Raw genomic sequence first — 17,945 nt, 5'->3', positions numbered from 1 at the left:
CGCGCCGGATGACCTTGAGGTGGCGCGGGGGAGGTGTTTGACTGAACCCGTGCCCACCGCCGAACGCTCCCGCCGGTTCTGGGACCGCCAGGCCGCGACGTACGACCAGCGCATCGCCCCCGTGGAGCGCCGGTTCTTCGCCGACAGCCGCCGGTGGGTCTGCGCCCGTGCCGACGGCGACGTGCTCGAGGTCGCGATCGGCACGGGCCTGAACCTGCCCCTGTACCCCGAGGCTGTCCGCCTGACGGGGGTGGACAGCAGCCCGGCCATGCTGGACGCCGCCGCCACCCGGGCCGCCGGGCTCGGCCTGACCCCGCGCCTGCTGACCGGCGACGCCCACGCGCTGCCGTTCGGGCCCGCGAGCTTCGACACCGTGGTGTGCACCTGGGCGCTGTGCGGGATGGCCGATGAGCGGCGCGCCTTGGCCGAGATGGTGCGGGTGCTGCGGCCGGGCGGCTCGCTGCTGCTGGCGGACCACGTCGGATCCACCCACGCCGGCCTCCGTGCGCTGCAGCGCCTGGCCGACCTCGTCACCGGCCCACTGCAGGGCGAGTACTGGACGCGCCGCCCCCTGCCCCTGCTCGCCGGACTCGGCCTCACCCTCGCCGAGACGGACCGGCTCCACGCGGGCACCGTCGAACGGCTCCGAGCCCTCAAACCCTGTTGAAAGGACGCTGATGTCTGATTCCCCCCTCGTGCTCGCCGTGGATTCCTCCACCACCGGCACGAAGGCCCTCGTCGTGGAGGCCGACGGAACCGTCGTCGCCCGTGGCCGCGCCGAGTTTGGCATGGCCAACCCGCGCAAGGACCACTACGAGCAGGACGCCGCCGACTGGGTCACCGCCGCCGACACCGCCATCGGCGAGGCCGTCGCAGCGCTGGACGACGCAGACCGCCACCGCGTCGCCGCCCTGTGCGTGACCCCGCAGCGGCAGACGTTCGTGCTCTGCGACGCCGACGGGACGCCCCGGCGTCCGGCGATCCTGTGGCTGGACGGCCGCGCCGCCGACCAGGTCGCCCGCCTGGGCACCGACCGCGTCCACCAGCTCTCCGGCATGGTGCCCGACGTCACGCCCTCGCTGTACAAGTTGGCCTGGCTGGCCGAGCACGAGTCGGACGCCCTCGCCGCGGCCGAGCGGGTGGCCGGCGTCCACGCCTACCTCACCCACGCGTTCACCGGAGAGTGGCTCGACTCCCGGGCCACCGCCGACAGCCTCGGGCTCTTCGACATGGCGGCGCTCGACTGGGCGCCCGAGCTGCTGGACGCCGCCGGCGTCCGCCCCGACCAACTGCCCGGCCTGGTCGACGCCGCCGCGGTGATGGCCCCGGTGAAACCCGACGTCGCCCGCCGCTGGGGCCTGCCCGGCCCGATCCCGATGGTGGCCGGCTGCGGCGACGGGCAGGCCGCCGGGCTGGGGGCCGCGGCGACGCGTCCCGACGAGGGCTACCTGAACCTGGGCACCGCGGTGGTGGCCGGCGTCCACGCCGAGGCCTACCGGCACGGCGCGGTCTATCGCACCGACGCGGCCGGACTGCCCGGCCAGTACGTCCTGGAGGTCGTGCAGAACTCCGGCGCGTACCTGGCCGGCTGGTTCCGCACCGAGCTCGGCGACCCCGCCCTGCACGGCGCCCCCGACCCCGCCCTCGAGGCGGCCGCGTCCGCCCTACCGGCCGGCGCCGACGGCCTGCTCACGCTGCCGTACTGGAACGCCGTGCAGTCGCCGCACTGGGATCCGCGGGCCCGGGGCGCGATGGTCGGCTTCGCCGGGAACCACGGCCGCGCCGCGATGTACCGCTCGGTGCTGGAGGGCATCTGCCTGGAGACGGGGCGCAACCTGCGCGCCCTCGCCGAGGCCACCGGCACCCCCCTCAGCTCGATCCGCATCATGGGCGGCGGCCAGCGCTCCGAGCTGTGGCGCACGATCATGGCCAACTGCGTGGGCGTGCCGCTGGTGGCGTGCACGGAGGCCGAGGTGTCGGCGCTGGGCGCCGCGGCGATGGCGATGGCGGCCGCGACGGACGCCGACGTCGCGTCCTGCGCCCGCGCCATGGGGCGCCTCGGCGAGGTCACCGAGCCCGACCCGGCGCTCGTGGCGCGCTACGCCGAGATCGGTGCCGTGCAGGGCGAGCTCTACGACCGCCTGCGTGACGTGTTCGGCCGCCTGGACGCCCTCTGAGTCGTCCCGAGTCAGCCCAGCATGCCCAGGACGGCCTTCTCCAGGCCGGCCTGGCGCGCCTGCGGCGTCCGGTAGCGTCGCCGGGCCGCCTCGCCGATGGTGGTGCCGGACTCGTAGGCGTCGATGATCCGCGGGTCGATGTAGGAGGAGCGGGCCACGGTGGGTGTGTTGCCGAGGTAGCCGGCGACCTCCAGCGTCGCCTGCCGGACGGCCCGCGTCCGGGACGCCTTCGTCGCGCCCGGTTCCTCCGACAGCGCCAGCACCTCGGCGGCGATGACGCCGGCGTGCCACGTGCGGAAGTCCTTCGCGGTCAGCGTGCCGCCGAACAGCTCGGCCAGGTACGCGTTGACCTCCGCGCTGCCCAGGTCGTGCCACGCCCGGTTCACCCGGTAGGCGAGCAACCGGTGGCTGTCGTCGCGGCGGGTGCGCATGGCGTCGAGCGCGGCGACCGCGGGGGCGTCCTCGACCGTGATCGCGTGGCTGATGCCGGACTTGCCGATGAACGAGAACACCAGCGCCTGCTCGCGGCGGCGGACGTGCTGGCGCTCCAGCGTCGTCAGCCCGAAGGAGCCGTTGGCGTCGGTGTAGGCGTCGTTGCCGATGCGGAAGTACCCGACGTCGAGCAGCCGGACGGCCGTGGCCGCGGCCCGCTCCAGGGGCATGCCGTCGAGGGCCAGATCCTTGCTGATGCGCTTGCGGGCTTGGGGCAGCAGGGCCGCCGCCGAGGTCACGCGCGTGAACTTCGACCGGTCGCGGCGCACCCGCCAGTCGGGGTGGTAGAGGTACTGCCGGCGCCCGGCAGCGTCCGTGCCGACGGCCTGCAGGTGCCCGGTGGGGTGCGGGCAGATCCACACGTCGGTCCAGGCGGGCGGGATCACGAGGGTCTTGATGCGCGCCACGTCCTCGGCGGGGAGCGCGGCGCCGTCGGTGTCGGTGTAGCTGAAGCCCGAGCCGCGCTTGCGCCGGGTCCAGCCCGGCTGGCGGGGGCTGACGCGGCGCAGGCGTGGCATGCGAGGATGCTAGCCCTCCGCGTACGCCGCCGCGACGCCCGGATGGGTGATCTCCCCGGCGCGAGTGTTCAACCCCAGCGCCAGGGCCGGATCGGCGGCCAACGCCTCGGCCCACCCCAGCTCGGCGAGGCGCAGCGCGTAGGGCAGCGTGGCGTTGGTGAGCGCCCAGGTGGAGGTGTTCGGCACCGCGCCGGGCATGTTGGCCACGCAGTAGAACATCGACTCGTGCACGGTGAACGTGGGGTCGGCGTGCGTCGTGGGGTGGGAGTCCTCGAAGCAGCCACCCTGGTCGATCGCGACGTCGACGAGCACCGAGCCGGGCTTCATCTGGGCCACCATCGCGTTGGTCACCAACTTCGGGGCCCGCGCGCCCGGGATCAGCACGGTGCCGACCACGAGGTCGGCCGCGAGCACCTGGTCGTGCACACTCATCGCGGTCGACACGATCTGCTTCACGCGGTTGTCGTAGCGCCAGAACGTCTGCCGCAGCTTGTCCAGGTCGGTGTCGAGGATCGTCACGTCGGCGCCCATGCCGAGCGCGACGTTGGCGGCGTTCTGCCCGGCGACGCCACCCCCGAGCACCACCACCTTCGCGTTCGGGACGCCCCCGACGCACCCCATCAGGACGCCGCGTCCGCCCTGGGCCTTCATCATCGCGTGGGCGCCGACCTGGGGCGCGAGGCAGCCCGCCACCTCGCTCATCGGGTACAGCAGCGGGAGCAGCCCGGAGGGCAGCCGCACGGTCTCGTAGGCGATGCCCGTGGTGCCGGCCTCGAGCAGCCGCTGCGTCAGCGGCCGGTCGGCCGCGAGGTGCAGGTAGGTGAACAGCGCCAGGTCGTCGCGCAGGAAGCCGTACTCGGCGGCCACCGGTTCCTTCACCTTGAGCACCAGCTCCCCGGCCTCCCACGTGGCGGCGGCGTCCGGCCGCAGGGTCGCACCGGCATCGGTGTAGGCCCGGTCGGTGATGGCCGAGCCCTCCCCGGCCCCGGCCTGCACGAACACCTCGTGGCCGTGGCGGACGAGCTCGTGCACCCCGACGGGGGTGATCGCGACGCGGTACTCCTGGGACTTGACCTCGGTGGGGACGGCGATCCTCATGGCTCCTCCTCGACGCCGGTGTGGTGCCACGCTCTCATGCGGTGGGGCGTTTGTCAGGAGGCTCGGACGCGAATGCGCGACACTCGGCCGGCGGGCCCCCCCGCCGGCGGTCACCACGCCTAGGCTCATCGCGACACCCACCGATCGACAGGGGACCCACACCGTGCGACAGGTGCCTTCCTCCACCTGCTCCACCGCCGCCAGCACCTCGTGGTTCCGGCGCGCTCGACGAGCACTCCTCGCCACCACCGTCAGCCTCGCGCTGGGCGTGGGGCTCCCCGCCGTCGCGGCCGCCGAGGACGACCTCATGACCCGCCACGCCGACCTCCAGGCGCGGATCGTCGCGACCCAGGGCTCGATCGACGCCCACTCCGCCGGCGTGGCGGACGCCGAGGCCGCGCTGGAGGCGTCCCGGGTTCAGCTCACCGAGGCGCGGGCCGGGCTGGAGCGCACACGCGCCGAGCTGGCGGCCGCCCGGGCGGCGGACGCCGAACTCGCCCAGAGCCTGGCGCGCGAGCAGCAGCGGCTCCGCGAGGCCCAGCGGGCCACCGCCGCGGCCCGTGCGGACGTCGCCGCCCAGAAGGAGCTGATCGCCAAGGCGGCCCGCGAGGCCTACCAGAACCGCTCCGACCTCACCGGCATCCCGGTCGTGCTCGGCTCGGCCTCGCCGGCCGACCTGCAGCAGCGCGTCCAGTGGAACACCACGATCTTCGACGCCACCGCCGCCCGCCTCGCCGAGCTCGAGACGCTCGAGCAGCGGCTGGCCGACGCCGAGGCGGCGCAGGCCGCACTTGAGGCGGAGGTCGCCGCGCAGAAGCGGGCCGCGGCCGAGGCCGTCGACCGCATCGCCGCGCTCGAGGCGGACGCCACCCGGCAGGCGGCCGACGTGGAGACCCTCGTGGCTGCCAACGAGGCCTACCGCGCCGAGGCCCAGCGGCTGCTCGACACCGACAACGAGAACTACGCCGAGCTGCAGGCCGAGGGGGCCGCCGTCGAGGCGGCCATCGCCGCCCGGGTGGCCGATCAGCTCGCCCACGGCGCCCCGCGGGAGGACATCGCGAAGCTCGTCGCGATGGGGGTGGTGTCCACCGATCCGTCGACCTACCCGCTGGCCGCCGACGGCGCCCAGATGATCCTGAGCCCGCAGGGATTCATCCGGCCGGTGAAGGCCCAGCCCGGCTCCGCGTTCGGGCGGCGGTTCCACCCGATCCTGAAGTACTGGCGGATGCACAACGGCACGGACTTCGGCGCCGCCTGTGGCACCCCGCTGTACGCCGCCCAGTCGGGCACCGTCGTCCAGGCCCGCGTCCAGGGTGGCTTCGGCAACTACACCGTCATCGACCATGGGGTCATCGGCGGCACGTCGATCATGACCGGTTACGCGCACCAGTCGTCGATGGCCGTGCGGGCCGGGCAGCGCGTCGAGATGGGCCAGCTCATCGGGTACGTCGGCACCACCGGGTTGTCGACCGGCTGCCACCTGCACCTGCAGGTCTACGCCAACGGGTCGCCCGTCGACCCGCTGACCTACATTCCCTGAGCCGCGCTCAGGGCTGGCGGACCCAGCGGCGCGGCCGCGTCGTGAACCCGTGCGCCATGCCCCAGATCACCGCCTGCGAGCGCCGCTGGACGCCCATCTTGCGGTAGGCGGAGCGGATGTAGGACTTCACCGAGTTGATGCTGAGGAAGGCCCGCTCGGCGATCTCGGCGTTGGACAGGCCCTGGGTGATGAGCCCGATCACCTCGGCCTCGCGCATCGTGAGGCCGGCCTCGTGGCCGGGGTGGGGCAGGTTGGCGTCCTCGATGACCTCGTGGTTGTTGGGGAACACACACTCCCCGGCGTGGACCCGCAGCAGGGCGTCGATCAGTTCGTGGCGCGCCGCCCCCTTCGAGACGTACCCGTGGACGCCCTGGGCCTGGGCCTTGGCGACCAGCTCGGGCTGCAGGTTCCAGGTGAAGATCACCACCTTGTCGACCAGCGGGTTGCCCAGCACCTCGTCGACGTCGTCCGCGCCGGCCTGGCGGGCCGAGAAGGTGTCGTAGAGCGCGATGTCGACGGGTTGGGCGGTGGGCAGGTCGGCGTCGAGTTCGATGACGTGGACGCGCTCGGTGTCCTCCAACATGGCGGCAACACCGCGCACCACGATCTCGTAGTCGTTGATCACGGCCACTCGGACGGGCACGCGGGGCTGCAACATACTGCAAGCGTACGGCTTCCCCGGGCCGCACCGCGCATTGGCCGTCCTGGGCGTGGCTTGATGGTTCGCCCACGCGGGGCGTAGCGTCCGCGCATGGATTCCCTGCCGTTGGCGCGCGTGGTCGCCACCCTGGCCGAGGTGAGCGCGACGGGTTCGCGGACGGCCAAGACCACCGCGCTCGCAGGGTTGCTGGCCGCTGCGCTCCCGGGCGACCTGGTGCCGCTGATCGGGCTGCTGCGCGCCCAGCCGCGCCAGGGCCGGTTGGGGGTGGGGTGGCGCACGGTGGCCGCGCGCCGGTCAGGGGTGGAGCCGGACCCCGGCGCCCCCGCGGCACCCCTGACCGTGGCCGATGTCGATGACGCCTTCGGAGCACTGGCCGCCGTGCCGGCCGGCACCGGCTCCTCGGTCGCCCGCCACGGCGTCCTCGACGCGCTCTGGGCGCGCGCGACGCAGGCCGAGCAGGACTTCCTCACCCGGGTGCTCGTCGGTGAGCTGCGCACCGGGGCGCTCGACGGCCTGCTGGTGGACGCCGTGGCGCGGGCGTCCGGGCGACCCGTCGCCGAGGTGCGGCGGGCGGCGATGCTGACGGGGGACCTGGGCGCGACGGCCCAGCTCGCCCGCACCGACCCGGCTGGGCTGGCCGCGGTGCGCCTGGGCGTGGGCGTCCCGGTGCTGCCCATGCTCGCCTCCAGCGCGGCGTCCGTCGCCGAGGCGCTGGCGGTCACCGGGCCGGCGTCGGTGGAACACAAGCTGGACGGCGCCCGCATCCAGGTGCACCGCGACGGCGACGACGTCCTCGTGGTCACCCGCAGCCTCGCCGACGTCACCGACCGGCTGCCGGAGGTGGTGGCGGCCGTCCGTGCCCTGCCCGTGCAGCGCGTGATCCTCGACGGGGAGACCCTGCTGCTCGGTGAGGACGGGGCGCCGCGTCCGTTCCAGGACACGATGGCGCGCTTCGGCTCCGGCGGGTCGGACGCCGTGCTGCGGCCCTGGTTCTTCGACGTGCTGCACGCCGACGGTCGCGACCTGATCGACGAGCCGCTGGCCGAGCGGCGCCAGGTGCTGGCCGAGGTGGCCGGCGACCTCGTGGTGCCCGGGATCGTCACCGACGACCCCCAGGAGGCCGAGCAGTTCGCCGCGGCCGCGCTCGCCGCGGGGCACGAGGGCGTCATGGTCAAGGGGATCACGTCGGCCTACGCGGCCGGGCGGCGCGGCAAGGCGTGGGTGAAGGTCAAGCCGGTGCGCACCGTCGACCTCGTCGTGCTCGGGTGCGAGTGGGGCTCGGGACGCCGCCGCGGCTGGCTGTCGAACCTGCACCTCGGGGCGCGGGACGCCGCGGGCCACTTCGGCCCGCCGGGTGAATTCGTGATGGTCGGCAAGACGTTCAAGGGGCTCACCGACGCGCTGTTGGCCTGGCAGACCGAGCGGCTGCTCGCGCTGGAGGAGCGGCGGGACGGGGCCGCGGTGTTCGTGCGGCCCGAGCTGGTGGTGGAGATCGCGTTCGACGGCGTCCAGCGCTCGCAGCGCTACCCCGGGGGCGTGGCGCTGCGGTTCGCCCGGGTGAAGGGCTACCGCGAGGACAAGGCGGCGGACCAGGCGGATACCATCGACGACCTGCGCACCCTGTTGGCCCCCGCCCCCGCGCCCGACTGAAAGGCACCATGACTTCGCTGTTCCGCTCGCCCCGCACGCTGTACGGCCTGCTCGCGCTCGCCGAGATGGTCACCTGGACGCTGCTGCTGGCGGGCATGGCCGGCAAGTACCTGCTCCGGCTGGGGGAGTTGGGCGACCTCGGGGTGCGCATCGGCGGCAGCCTGCACGGGTTCGTCTTCCTCTCCTACTGCCTCGTGACCGTGCTCGTCGCCGTCGACCAGCGCTGGCCCCTGCGCGACCTCGTCGTGGGTCTGCTCTCGGCCGTGGTTCCCTATGCCACGCTTCCGTTCGAGCGGTCGGCGGATCGGCGGGGCCTGCTCGCCGCCACCTGGCGGTTGCGCAGCGAGCAGCCGGCCGGTGCGGCCGAGGGAACGGTGGCCGCGGCCCTGCGGCGGCCCCTCCTCGCCGCGGCCCTGGCGCTCGTCGTCGTCAGCGTGGTGTTCGCCCTCCTGCTGGCGGCCGGGCCGCCGACGCAGTGGTTCCGCTGACAGGGCCGGTTCAGGTGAGCGGACGGGGCGGGCCGAGGAATTCCAGGCCGGGCACGTTGCGGAGCACCCAGTAGGCCACGACGACCACGGGCAGCACGGCCAGCAGCCGCGGGCCGGGCGTCCACCGCCGGGGCACCCCCAGCCAGGCGCGGCGCACGGCCGTCACCCACACGAACGCGAACACGGGCAGCGACGCGACGAGCAACGGGTTGAACGCCCATGCCGCGGCGACGTCGCCGCCGGTCAGGGCGTGCAGGGCCCGCAGGGTGCCACAGCCCGGGCAGTAGAAACCTGTCGTGAGCAGGTAGGGGCAGGTGAGCCAGCTGCCCGGCACGTTCGGGTCGTGGACGGCCGTGGCCACGCACAACGCCGCCACGCCGCCGGCCGCGAGCAGGGGGTCGCGCAGGCGCGTCCACCGGCCCGTCTCACCGGCGGCGCGGCGCCGCCTTGGTGTCACTGCGGGATGAGGGCGGTGAACGCGCCGGTCGTCCAGTTGATGATGATGCCCGCGGCCCACAGCACCAGGGAGACGATCGCGATGATGCGCGCCGTCTTCACCTTGCTCGTGTCGAAGCCACCGGGGGACTTCTCGATACCGTTGGCGGTGATCAGCACCCAGATGTTGATCGGGGCGCAGCAGATCAGGCCGACGATGCTCCAGATCAGCAGCTTCTGGGCCTGGGGGTGTTCCCCGCCCATCGAGGGGTAGGGGGAGCCTCCGGGCGGGGGAGACGGCGGCTGGTACGTCATGGTGTGTCTCCTCGGTGAACCGGTCGGGTTGGTGTCGGTGTTGACATCCGGCGCGCGCATCTTTGCACGTCTGGCACCCTGTGTGCCATGGGTCCCGGACACAATCACGACCACGCCGCCCTGGACGCCGACGTCCGGGTCTCCCAGACCGCGCGGCGGGTGACCGTCGTCGCCCTCTGCCTGGTGGCGGTCGTCACCCTCGTCGGGCTGGTGTGGCTGTGGCCGACCGAGCGTGCCACGCTGCCCGGCGGGTCGACGCTGGCGGCCGAGGGTATCGAGGTGGTGCCCGGGCGCGTCACCGCGCTGGCTCCGTGCGCCGACAGCGCGCCGGACGCCGGCGTCCAGCATGCCTGCGAGGTCGCCACGGTCGAGGTGCTCGAGGGCGCGGACGCCGGCGCCTCCGTCCCCGTCGAGCTGATCGGCGTGTCGGCGCGCAGCGGCATCACGGTGGGGGATCGGCTGCAGGTCGCGGCGGTGCCCGGGGCCGCGGGGGAGCCCACCTACTCCCTCATCACCGTCGACCGGATGGGCGTCATCGTGGTCTTCGGCGCCCTCTTCGTCGTCGCCGTGCTGGCGGTGGCCGGGTGGAAGGGCCTGCGCGGGCTCGTCGGCCTCGTCATCTCCGGGTGGGTGCTGTTCGCGTTCGTCATCCCGGCGCTGGCGGCGGGGGAGGCGGCCGTGCCCGTGGCGCTGGTCGGCTCCACGGCGATCATGTTCGTCGTGCTCTACGTGGCGCACGGCGTCTCGATGCGGACGTCGTCGGCGTTCGTCGGCACGCTGCTCAGCCTCGTCGCGACGACGGCGCTCGGGGCGGCCGGGGTGTGGGCGGCCCGCCTCTCCGGCATCTCCACCGACGAGACGATCACGCTGGCGAACCTGTTGGGCGACCTCGACTTCCCCGACATCCTCACCTGCTCGCTGGTGATCGCCGGCCTGCGCGTCCTCAACGACGTGACGATCACGCAGGCGTCCGCCGTGTGGGAGATTCGCGCCGCCGGCCCGCACCTGGTGCGGCGCGAGCTGTTCGCGTCCGGCATGCGCATCGGGCGTGACCACATCGCCTCGACCATCTACACGATCGTCTTCGCCTACGCCGGTGCCGCCCTGTCGCTGCTGCTCGTGCTGAGCCTGTACGACCAGCCGCTGCACCTGTTGTTGTCGACCGAGCAGTTCGCCGAGGAGATCATCCGCACGCTCGGCAGCGGCATCGGCCTGGTGCTCAGCGTGCCGCTGACCACGGCCGTCGCCGCTCTCACCGTGCGGGGTGCGCAGGACGCGGTGCAGCCGGCCCGCGCTCGGTAGCGTGGGGAGCGTGACGAGCATCACGACGCTGCTGTTGGACGCCGACGGCGTCACCCAGTACAACCGGACCTTCCTGGAGCGGATGAACGTCCTCCTCGACGGCAGGGCGACCATGCCGGAGGTCTCCCGCGTGGAGGCCCTCTCGCTGACCGGGCAACGCGACTTCGAGGCCGACCTGCGGGAGTTTCTCGACGAACGCGGCATCGAGGCCACCACCCAGGACCTGTTCGAGCCATGGTTGGACATCACGCCCGACCCCGAGGTGCTCGCCATGATCGCCGAGGTGCGCGGCCGGGGGGTCGACGTGTACCTGGGCACCAATCAGCAGCCGGTCCGCGGCCGGTCCATGACCGACCGGCCCGAGCTCTATCCCGACATCGTCCGGCAGTTCCACAGCTGGCAGATCGGGTTCGCCAAGCCCGACCCGCGGTTCTTCACCCACATCATCGACGAACTGCAGCTCGACCCGGGTTCGACGCTGTTCATCGACGACCTCCGGCCCAACGTGGACGCCGCCCGCTCGGTTGGCCTGGTCGCGGAGTTCCACGACCGGGAGGCCGGCGCGGCCGGCGTCCGGGCGATCCTGGTGCGACACGGGTTGCTGGACGCCTGAGGGGTCTCGTCAGTTTCCTTCCGGCGGCAGGGCCGCGTTGACCGCGGCGAGCCCGTTGAGCGTGCGCGGGTAGCCGATCCAGGGGAGCAGCGTGGTCAGCGCGTCGAGGAGCACGCCGCGGTCGTTGCCGACGTTCGCGTTGCCCTGCGCGTGGCTGCGCGCCTGCGGATCGGCGCCGCCGAGCGCCACCAGGTAGCAGAACGTGAGCAGCTCGCGGGTGGGGGTGTCGAGGCCGGAGCGGGTCTGGTAGTCGCCGAAGCAGTTGTCCGCCAGGCGGTCGCGCAGGTGACGTTCGTCGGGCGCGGCGGCGTCGTAGCCGGCCTGGATGGCGTCGCCGAAGATCTGCACCTGGAGATCCCAGCCGGCCTGCCACCGGTCCTCCTGCGCGACGGTGGCCTGCGGCGGCAGGGGCAGCTCGACGCCGCGCGCGGTGAGGACGTCGTTGGTGGCGTGGAGGAAGGCATACACCCGGCCCTGGCCCACGTAGGCGGCGGCCTGGTAGACGATCTCCTTCGCCTCGACCGGGGTGACGCCGCCGTTCAGCGCCGCACCGAGCATGACGCGGTACTCCGCCTCCGCGCCGACGGCGATGAGCGCGGCCAGGATCAGTTTCAGGCGCAGCTCCTCGGGCAGGGAGCCGTGCCCGGCGATCCGGTCGAACGCGAAGTTGTCGAACATCTCGACGAACTCCGGGTCGGTCCGGGCCAGGCCGGATCCCCCCTCGGGAAACAGCCGGTCGTGTCGTTCACGGGCGGCGTCGGTGAGTGCCCTGTTGGTGGGTGCCATGGTCGTGCTCCTTGGTCGGGTGGTCGGTCAGGGTGATTCAGCGGTAGGACTGCGGGACGCGCGGGGTGTAGTGCTCCTCGAGCGCGTCGACCTCGTCGTCGGTGAGGTCGATCAACAGGGCGTCGGCGGCGTCGGTGAGGTGGCGCGGCTTGGACGCCCCCACCAGGGGCGCGCTCACGACCGGGTTGCGCAGCACCCAGGCGAGGGCGACCTGGGCCATCGGGACGCCGCGGGCGGCGGCGATGCGCTCGACGGCGTCCACGATGGGGGCGTCCACGTCGTTGTCGCAGCGCTGGCCGGCGGGGTCGTTCCGCGAGCGGGCCGACTGCTGGCCCCACGGCCGGGCGACCCGGCCCTTCGCGAGCGGGCTGAACGGGATCGCCCCGACGCCCTGGTCGGCCAGCAGGCCGAACATCTCGCGCTCCTCCTCGCGCTGGATGAGGTTGTACTCGTCCTGCATCGAGATGAACTTCGTCCAGCCGTGCAGCTCGGCGGTGTACTGCATCTTGCTGAATTGCCAGGCGTGCATCGCGGACGCCCCCAGGTAGCGCACCTTGCCGGCGCGGACGACGTCGTGCAGGGCCTCCATCGTCTCCTCGACCGGCGTCGCCCGGTCGAAGCGGTGAATCTGGTAGAGGTCGATGAGGTCGGTGTCAAGGCGGCGCAGCGAGGCGTCCACCTGCTCGAACACCGCCTTGCGTGACAGGCCCTTGCCGCCCGGGCCGTCGTGCATCGGGAAGTACAGCTTGGTGGCAAGCACGACCTCCTCCCGGCGGCTGAAGGTGCGGATCGCGCGTCCGACGATCTCCTCGGAGCTGCCGTGGGTGTACACGTTCGCCGTGTCCCACAAGGTGATGCCGAGCTCGACGGCCTGGGCGAAGAACGGCTGGCTCTCCTCCTCGCTGAGCGACCATGCCGAGAACCCGCGCGAGGGATCGCCGTAGCTCATGCACCCCAGCGCGACGCGGCTCACCCGCAACCCGGACCGGCCCAACCGTGTGTACTCCATGCCCCCATTCCACCGCCTCGCCCGCGCCGGGGGGAAGGCACCAGCGAAAGGGGTATCGGCAGAACCCCCCCAGGCGCCGCCCGAGGGCTCACAGGAAGCTCACAAGTTCTCTGACGGATCCTCACGGGTGGGCGGCCCAGCATGGTGTCAACGCACCAGTCGACCGGCTGGCACCACGACCGAGGAGATTCCCATGTCACGCCTTCCCTTCCGCCGAGCACTCGCAGCGGCCGCCGCGTCCGCGGTGCTGCTGGCCGGGTGCACGATGTCGTCGGAGGTCACCACCGCGACGAGCAGCACGACCACCACCACGACCCAGACGAGCACGTCGAGCAGCGACGACACCGCCAGCTCCACGGCGTGGACGACCATCTCGACCGCGGTGATGGACGCCTCGACCGGGGCCGGGGTGGCCGAGATCCTGGCCGCCAACGACGCGGTCGCCGATGTGTCGACCGCTGCGGACGACGCCGGCACGTGGGACGCGGCGTCCGCCACCACGGTGACGCTGTCCGACGCCGGCACGACCGTGGAGGGCACGGACGCCTCCGGCGTGACCGTCGACGGCTCCACCGTCACGATCACCGCGGGGGGCACATACGTGTTGTCGGGGACGCTGAGCGACGGCGAAGTGGTCGTCGACGCGAACGGTGCGGAGGTGCGCCTCGTGCTCGACGGCGTCGACCTGACCAACGCCGACGGGGCGGCCGTGAACGTGGTGGACGCCGGCGAGATGATCGTCGTCCTGGCCGACGGCTCGACCAACAGCCTGGCCGACGGTGCGACCTACGCCGACACGTCCGACGAGGCGCCGACAGCCACCCTGTACTCCTCCGACGACATCACGATCACCGGCACCGGCGCGCTGGAGGTGACCGGCAACGCCAACGACGGCATCTCCAGCAGGAACGGCATCGTCATCACGGGCGACACCACGATCACCGTGACCGCGGTGGACGATGGTGTCCGGGGCAAGAACTACGTGGCCGTCGAGTCGGGCACGCTCACGGTGGACGCCGGTGGCGACGGCCTCAAGTCGAGCGAGGACACCGACGAGGCCCAGGGCTTCGTGGCGCTGGGGGCGGCGTCCGTGAGCCTGACGACTGGCGATGACGGCATCAGCGCCACCACCGACGTGACGATCGACGGCACCGAGCTGACCGTCGTCGCCGGCGGTGGGGCGGCCAACGCCGTCGGGGAGAACGCCGAGGAGTCCCCGAAGGGCATCAACGCCGGGGTCTCGGTGACGGTCGACGCCGGCACGGTCGTGGTGGACGCCGCGGACGAGGGCATGCAGGCCGTCGCGCTGAACGTCAATGGCGGCACGCTGAACTTCACCACCGGCGACGACGGGGTGAACGCGTCCAACGGCGACGTGGTCGTCAGGGGCTACGAGAACGCCGACTCCGAATCCGACGACGGCAGCGTCTACACCCAGACCGGCGGCGTCGTGACGATCGACAACGTCGCCTCCGACGGGCTCGACTCCAACGGTTCGGCCCACGTCACGGGCGGGCTGCTCGTGGTCAACGGCACCGCACAGGGCCCGGACGGCGCGGTGGACGTGAACGGCTCCGCCACGACGGTCGGTGTCGCGGTCTCCGTGTCAGCCACGGCGGGGGAGACGGTGACGGTTGCCGGCTCGGACGGCTCCAGCCAGACCTTCACGATGCCCACCGACGCCGATTCGGTGACCATCGTGGGCCTGACCGACGGCGTGAGCTACACGGTCACCTCGGGCTCCGGCAGCGCGACCGGCACGGCCGCTGCGATGAACGGCATGGGCATGGGCGGTGGCCGGGGCACCATGGGCGGTGGCACGGGCGGCGGCATGCGCGGCCCGCGCCCCTGACCGAGCGTGACGCTCCTGACGGCCGGCCTGGGAACCACTGAGTTCCCGGTCCGGCCGCTGCCGTGAGCGCTCGGGTTCGCGTCCGCCGGGTTGCCCCCCTGTCTTTGCGGCCGCCTCCCTGCCGTTGTTGCCGCCGCCCTGTCCGGAACTCACCCCCCTGCTGGTGCAACGGCAGGGGGGTGCAGCGATGGCAGGGGGGTGGCTGGATCGCTAGGGAGGCGCGCGGATCGCTAGGGAGGCGTCCGGATCGCTGGGGACATTCCCGAGCGCTCAGGCCACGGACGCCAACGCCAGGGGGAGGACGGAGGCCGCTCCGGCGCGGCGGAGGAGGCGTCCGGCGACGGTCAGGGTCCAGCGGGAGTCGATCAGGTCGTCGATCAGCAGCACCGGGCCCTCAAGCTCGCCCAGCCGCCGGGTCATCGCCTCGCCGACCGTGAAGCGTCCCCACACGTCGCGCACCCGGTAGGCCGAGTTGGTCGAGCGGTTGAGCGGCTCGGCCCCCGCGGCCAGATCCAGCGACCCGAGCACCTCGAGGCGTCCGACGCGGGCGACTCCCGTGGCCAGGGACTCCACCAGGGCCGGACGCGTCAGGCTCGGCACCCAGGCCACGGCCACCGGCCGCTCGCTCCAGCCCCAGCCGGCCAGCACCCGCACCACCGCGGCGCCCAGCTCGGGCGGCACGGGGGCGTCGGGTTGGCGGCCCTCGGCGTCGGGGGCGAACAGGTCGCGCAGGCGGCCACCCCAGCCGAGGTCGGTGAGCCGGGCGACGACCCGGCCCTCCTCGACCTGCTCGGCCGGCGGGATCTTGCCCTTCACGGGCGCGCCGTCGGCCAGCACCCCCAGCGTGTCGAGCCCGTTGGGCCACAGCGCCCGCGGCGCGACGGGGACGCCGACCCGATCCAGGGTGTCCTGGGCCTCGGTGAGGTTCGCCACCGTGATCTCGGTGGGGTACCACGGCTCGGCGCACACGTCGCAGCGGCCGCAGCGCGCGGCGTGGGGGTCGTCGAGCGCATCGGTGAGGAACTGCATCCGGCACCCGTCGCCCGCCAGGCGCTCGTAACCGAGCATCGCCTCCTGCTCGGCAACGCGCGCGGCGGCGATGCGCTCGTAGCGCTCGGCGTCGTAGGTCCATGGACGTCCGGTGCCGATCCACCCGCCCTGCACGTTCTCCACCACGCCGTCGACCGCCAGCACCTTCAGCAGCAGCTCCAACGGGCCGCGCCGGATGTCGACGCGTGCCTCCAGCGCCGGCACCGAGAGCGGCCCGCCGGCCTCGGCCAGACAGGCCAGCACGGCGTCCGCCCGGGCCTGGGTGGGCATCGCGTTGGTGGCGAAGTAGTGCCAGATCTCCCGGTCCTCGGTGCCGGGCAGCAGCAGGACGTCGGCGCTCGGGGTCGCGCGGCCGGCGCGGCCCACCTGCTGGTAGTACGCCACCGGCGAGCTGGGCGCACCCAAGTGCACGACGAACCCGAGGTCGGGCTTGTCGAACCCCATGCCGAGCGCCGAGGTCGCCACCAGGGCCTTCACCTCGTTGGCCTTCAGCGCCTCTTCCGCCGCCTCGCGCTCGGCGGCGTCGGTGCGGCCGGTGTAGGGCAACACCCGGTGCCCGGCGCTCGCCAGCAGGCGCGCCGCGTCCTCGGCCCCGCTCACGGTGAGGCAGTACACGATGCCCGAGCCCGGCAGCGCGTCGAGGTGCTCGGCGAGCCACGCGAGGCGGCGCGCGGGCGTCCCCACATCAAGGACGCCCAAACGCAACGAGTCGCGCGCCAGCGCACCCCGCAGCGTGAACACGGCGTGACCGCCGGCGGCCATCTGCTCCTCCACGTCGGCGACCACGCGGGCGTTGGCCGTCGCGGTGGTCGCCAGCACGGGGACGCCGGCCGGCAGCTCGGCGATGAGGTCGCGGATGCGCCGGTAGTCGGGCCGGAAGTCGTGGCCCCAGTCGCTGATGCAGTGCGCCTCGTCCACCACCAACAGCCCGCACGTGCGCACGAGCCGCGGCAGCTGCTCGGCCCGGAACTTCGGGTTGACCAGGCGTTCCGGCGACACGAACAGCACGTCGACGGCGTCGGCGTCCAGCTGCTCCTCGATCGAGCGCCACTCGGTGACGTTCGCCGAGTTGATCGCCGCAGCGCGGACGCCGGCCCGCTCGGCCGCGGCCACCTGGTCGCGCATCAACGCCAGCAACGGGGACACGATGAGCGCCGGCCCCGCCCCGGCGCGCCGCTGCAGCAACGCCGCGATGAAGTACACCGCCGACTTGCCCCACCCGGTGCGCTGCACCACGAGCGCGCGGCGGTGCTCGGCCACCAGCGCCTCGATGGCCTCGTACTGGCCGGGGTGGAAGTCCGCGTCCGCGCGTCCGGTCAGGTCGCGCAGGATCGCCACCGCCTCCTCCCGCAGCCCCGCCGCGTCGCGCTGCACCGCGATCGACGGCGCGGCCGGCTCGGGTGCGTCGCGCGGCGGCACCGCGTCCCACAGATCATCGGGCGGCAGCTCGTCGAAGTCCGGCGGCGGCTCGTCCGGCCAGGAGGGAGGTTCGACCGGCCCACGGTTGCTCATGGCCACCACCTTGGCACGCCCCACCGACAGTTCCCGTCGCGCCCCATGCCGGTGGGCAGCAAGAATGGGGGCCATGAGCGAGACACAGCCCTTCGCCGACCACCTCGGCATCACCGTGGACGACACCACGGTCCGGGTCACCACCACCGAGCGGCACGCCAACGTCAGCGGCACCGTCCACGGCGGCCTCATCGCCACGTTGGTCGACATGGCGATGGGCCGCACGGTGCGCGACCAGATCGACGAAGACCAGTCCGCCGCCACCCTGCAGCTGTCGCTGACCTACCTCAACCCGGCCGAGCCGGGCGACACCCTGATCGCGACCGCCGAGATCGGCAAGCGCGGCAAGGCGGTGGTGCTGCTGTCGGCCGAGGTGGTCACCGACGACGGCCGTGACATCGCCGAGGCCGTCGGCACGTTCACGATCTCCGGCTCCTGACCGCCCGG

17 protein-coding genes are annotated in these 17,945 nt (G+C 73.2%); 9 read left to right on the top strand and 8 right to left on the bottom strand.

What is annotated here, in order from left to right:
• Positions 1-49: 49 nt before the first annotated feature.
• Both PCC79_RS14965 and PCC79_RS14960 read left to right on the top strand, forming a co-directional pair.
• A complete protein-coding gene (locus PCC79_RS14965; protein WP_342372298.1) occupies positions 50-667 on the top strand; it encodes a class I SAM-dependent methyltransferase in 618 nt (205 codons plus the stop codon).
• Between the two features lie 10 nt (positions 668-677).
• Positions 678-2,177 (top strand): xylulokinase, encoded by a 1,500-nt coding sequence (locus PCC79_RS14960; protein WP_342372297.1) that lies wholly within the window; start codon positions 678-680, stop codon positions 2,175-2,177.
• An 11-nt stretch (positions 2,178-2,188) separates the two neighbouring features.
• Here PCC79_RS14960 and PCC79_RS14955 read toward each other — a convergent pair whose 3' ends face one another.
• Both PCC79_RS14955 and ald read right to left on the bottom strand, forming a co-directional pair.
• A complete protein-coding gene (locus PCC79_RS14955; RefSeq protein WP_342372296.1) occupies positions 2,189-3,187 on the bottom strand; it encodes a DNA topoisomerase IB in 999 nt (332 codons plus the stop codon).
• A 9-nt stretch (positions 3,188-3,196) separates the two neighbouring features.
• On the bottom strand, positions 3,197-4,285 hold the full coding sequence (gene ald / locus PCC79_RS14950) for an alanine dehydrogenase (protein ID WP_342372295.1): 1,089 nt from the start codon (positions 4,283-4,285) through the stop codon (positions 3,197-3,199).
• Positions 4,286-4,457: 172 nt separating this feature from the next.
• Between ald and PCC79_RS14945 the strand changes: the two genes are divergently transcribed.
• A complete protein-coding gene (locus PCC79_RS14945; protein ID WP_342372294.1) occupies positions 4,458-5,825 on the top strand; it encodes a M23 family metallopeptidase in 1,368 nt (455 codons plus the stop codon).
• 7 nt (positions 5,826-5,832) lie between these two features.
• On the opposite strand, the gene PCC79_RS14940 is transcribed toward PCC79_RS14945, so the two are convergent.
• Positions 5,833-6,483: a response regulator transcription factor gene (locus PCC79_RS14940; RefSeq protein ID WP_342372293.1), complete on the bottom strand. Its 651-nt coding sequence runs from the start codon at positions 6,481-6,483 to the stop codon at positions 5,833-5,835.
• A gap of 93 nt (positions 6,484-6,576) precedes the next feature.
• Between PCC79_RS14940 and PCC79_RS14935 the strand changes: the two genes are divergently transcribed.
• A complete protein-coding gene (locus PCC79_RS14935) occupies positions 6,577-8,136 on the top strand; it encodes an ATP-dependent DNA ligase (protein WP_342372292.1) in 1,560 nt (519 codons plus the stop codon).
• 8 nt (positions 8,137-8,144) lie between these two features.
• The gene (locus tag PCC79_RS14930) at positions 8,145-8,624 is read left to right on the top strand and encodes a DUF3817 domain-containing protein (RefSeq protein WP_232547294.1); all 480 of its coding nucleotides are present in this window, start codon (positions 8,145-8,147) and stop codon (positions 8,622-8,624) included.
• A gap of 10 nt (positions 8,625-8,634) precedes the next feature.
• Here PCC79_RS14930 and PCC79_RS14925 read toward each other — a convergent pair whose 3' ends face one another.
• Together PCC79_RS14925 and PCC79_RS14920 are read right to left on the bottom strand one after the other, a co-directional pair.
• Positions 8,635-9,081, bottom strand: coding sequence for a DUF2752 domain-containing protein (locus tag PCC79_RS14925; protein ID WP_342372291.1), 447 nt, complete (start codon positions 9,079-9,081; stop codon positions 8,635-8,637).
• Entirely contained in the window at positions 9,078-9,374 is a 297-nt protein-coding gene (locus PCC79_RS14920) for a hypothetical protein (protein WP_342372290.1), read from the bottom strand. The genes PCC79_RS14925 and PCC79_RS14920 overlap by 4 nt, the downstream gene beginning before the upstream one ends.
• An 87-nt stretch (positions 9,375-9,461) precedes the next feature.
• On the opposite strand from PCC79_RS14920, the gene PCC79_RS14915 reads away from it, so the two are divergent.
• Both PCC79_RS14915 and PCC79_RS14910 read left to right on the top strand, forming a co-directional pair.
• Positions 9,462-10,676: a YibE/F family protein gene (locus PCC79_RS14915; protein WP_342372289.1), complete on the top strand. Its 1,215-nt coding sequence runs from the start codon at positions 9,462-9,464 to the stop codon at positions 10,674-10,676.
• Positions 10,677-10,686: 10 nt separating this feature from the next.
• Positions 10,687-11,289, top strand: coding sequence for an HAD-IA family hydrolase (locus PCC79_RS14910; RefSeq protein ID WP_342372288.1), 603 nt, complete (start codon positions 10,687-10,689; stop codon positions 11,287-11,289).
• A gap of 9 nt (positions 11,290-11,298) precedes the next feature.
• Here PCC79_RS14910 and PCC79_RS14905 read toward each other — a convergent pair whose 3' ends face one another.
• Together PCC79_RS14905 and PCC79_RS14900 are read right to left on the bottom strand one after the other, a co-directional pair.
• Positions 11,299-12,075, bottom strand: a complete 777-nt coding sequence (locus PCC79_RS14905; RefSeq protein WP_342372287.1) for a carboxymuconolactone decarboxylase family protein — start codon at positions 12,073-12,075, stop codon at positions 11,299-11,301.
• Between the two features lie 37 nt (positions 12,076-12,112).
• Entirely contained in the window at positions 12,113-13,084 is a 972-nt protein-coding gene (locus tag PCC79_RS14900; protein WP_342372286.1) for an aldo/keto reductase, read from the bottom strand.
• A 193-nt stretch (positions 13,085-13,277) separates the two neighbouring features.
• Between PCC79_RS14900 and PCC79_RS14895 the strand changes: the two genes are divergently transcribed.
• Complete coding sequence (locus tag PCC79_RS14895; RefSeq protein ID WP_342372285.1) at positions 13,278-14,936, top strand: carbohydrate-binding domain-containing protein; 1,659 nt, start codon at positions 13,278-13,280, stop codon at positions 14,934-14,936.
• Between the two features lie 270 nt (positions 14,937-15,206).
• Here the strand turns inward: PCC79_RS14895 and PCC79_RS14890 are convergent, their stop codons facing one another.
• On the bottom strand, positions 15,207-17,498 hold the full coding sequence (locus PCC79_RS14890; protein ID WP_342372284.1) for a RecQ family ATP-dependent DNA helicase: 2,292 nt from the start codon (positions 17,496-17,498) through the stop codon (positions 15,207-15,209).
• Between the two features lie 73 nt (positions 17,499-17,571).
• On the opposite strand from PCC79_RS14890, the gene PCC79_RS14885 reads away from it, so the two are divergent.
• Positions 17,572-17,937, top strand: coding sequence for a PaaI family thioesterase (locus PCC79_RS14885; RefSeq protein ID WP_342372283.1), 366 nt, complete (start codon positions 17,572-17,574; stop codon positions 17,935-17,937).
• The last annotated feature ends 8 nt before the right edge of the window (positions 17,938-17,945 follow it).

Source organism: Propioniciclava soli (assembly GCF_038502305.1).
GTDB classification, from domain to species: Bacteria; Actinomycetota; Actinomycetes; order Propionibacteriales; family Propionibacteriaceae; genus Propioniciclava; species Propioniciclava soli.
Note: the sequence above shows the minus strand (reverse complement) of the source record. Positions and strands in the feature narration are given on the sequence as shown.

What these genes read in the sequence shown, in the direction of transcription:
- PCC79_RS14915 (WP_342372289.1), top strand. Translation starts at nt 9,462, where the DNA reads ATGGGTCCCGGACACAATCACGACCACGCCGCCCTGGACGCCGACGTC.
- PCC79_RS14900 (WP_342372286.1), bottom strand. Translation starts at nt 13,084, where the DNA reads ATGGAGTACACACGGTTGGGCCGGTCCGGGTTGCGGGTGAGCCGCGTC.
- PCC79_RS14935 (WP_342372292.1), top strand. Translation starts at nt 6,577, where the DNA reads ATGGATTCCCTGCCGTTGGCGCGCGTGGTCGCCACCCTGGCCGAGGTG.
- ald (WP_342372295.1), bottom strand. Translation starts at nt 4,285, where the DNA reads ATGAGGATCGCCGTCCCCACCGAGGTCAAGTCCCAGGAGTACCGCGTC.
- PCC79_RS14940 (WP_342372293.1), bottom strand. Translation starts at nt 6,483, where the DNA reads ATGTTGCAGCCCCGCGTGCCCGTCCGAGTGGCCGTGATCAACGACTAC.
- PCC79_RS14920 (WP_342372290.1), bottom strand. Translation starts at nt 9,374, where the DNA reads ATGACGTACCAGCCGCCGTCTCCCCCGCCCGGAGGCTCCCCCTACCCC.
- PCC79_RS14885 (WP_342372283.1), top strand. Translation starts at nt 17,572, where the DNA reads ATGAGCGAGACACAGCCCTTCGCCGACCACCTCGGCATCACCGTGGAC.
- PCC79_RS14960 (WP_342372297.1), top strand. Translation starts at nt 678, where the DNA reads ATGTCTGATTCCCCCCTCGTGCTCGCCGTGGATTCCTCCACCACCGGC.
- PCC79_RS14930 (WP_232547294.1), top strand. Translation starts at nt 8,145, where the DNA reads ATGACTTCGCTGTTCCGCTCGCCCCGCACGCTGTACGGCCTGCTCGCG.
- PCC79_RS14890 (WP_342372284.1), bottom strand. Translation starts at nt 17,498, where the DNA reads ATGAGCAACCGTGGGCCGGTCGAACCTCCCTCCTGGCCGGACGAGCCG.
- PCC79_RS14955 (WP_342372296.1), bottom strand. Translation starts at nt 3,187, where the DNA reads ATGCCACGCCTGCGCCGCGTCAGCCCCCGCCAGCCGGGCTGGACCCGG.
- PCC79_RS14895 (WP_342372285.1), top strand. Translation starts at nt 13,278, where the DNA reads ATGTCACGCCTTCCCTTCCGCCGAGCACTCGCAGCGGCCGCCGCGTCC.
- PCC79_RS14905 (WP_342372287.1), bottom strand. Translation starts at nt 12,075, where the DNA reads ATGGCACCCACCAACAGGGCACTCACCGACGCCGCCCGTGAACGACAC.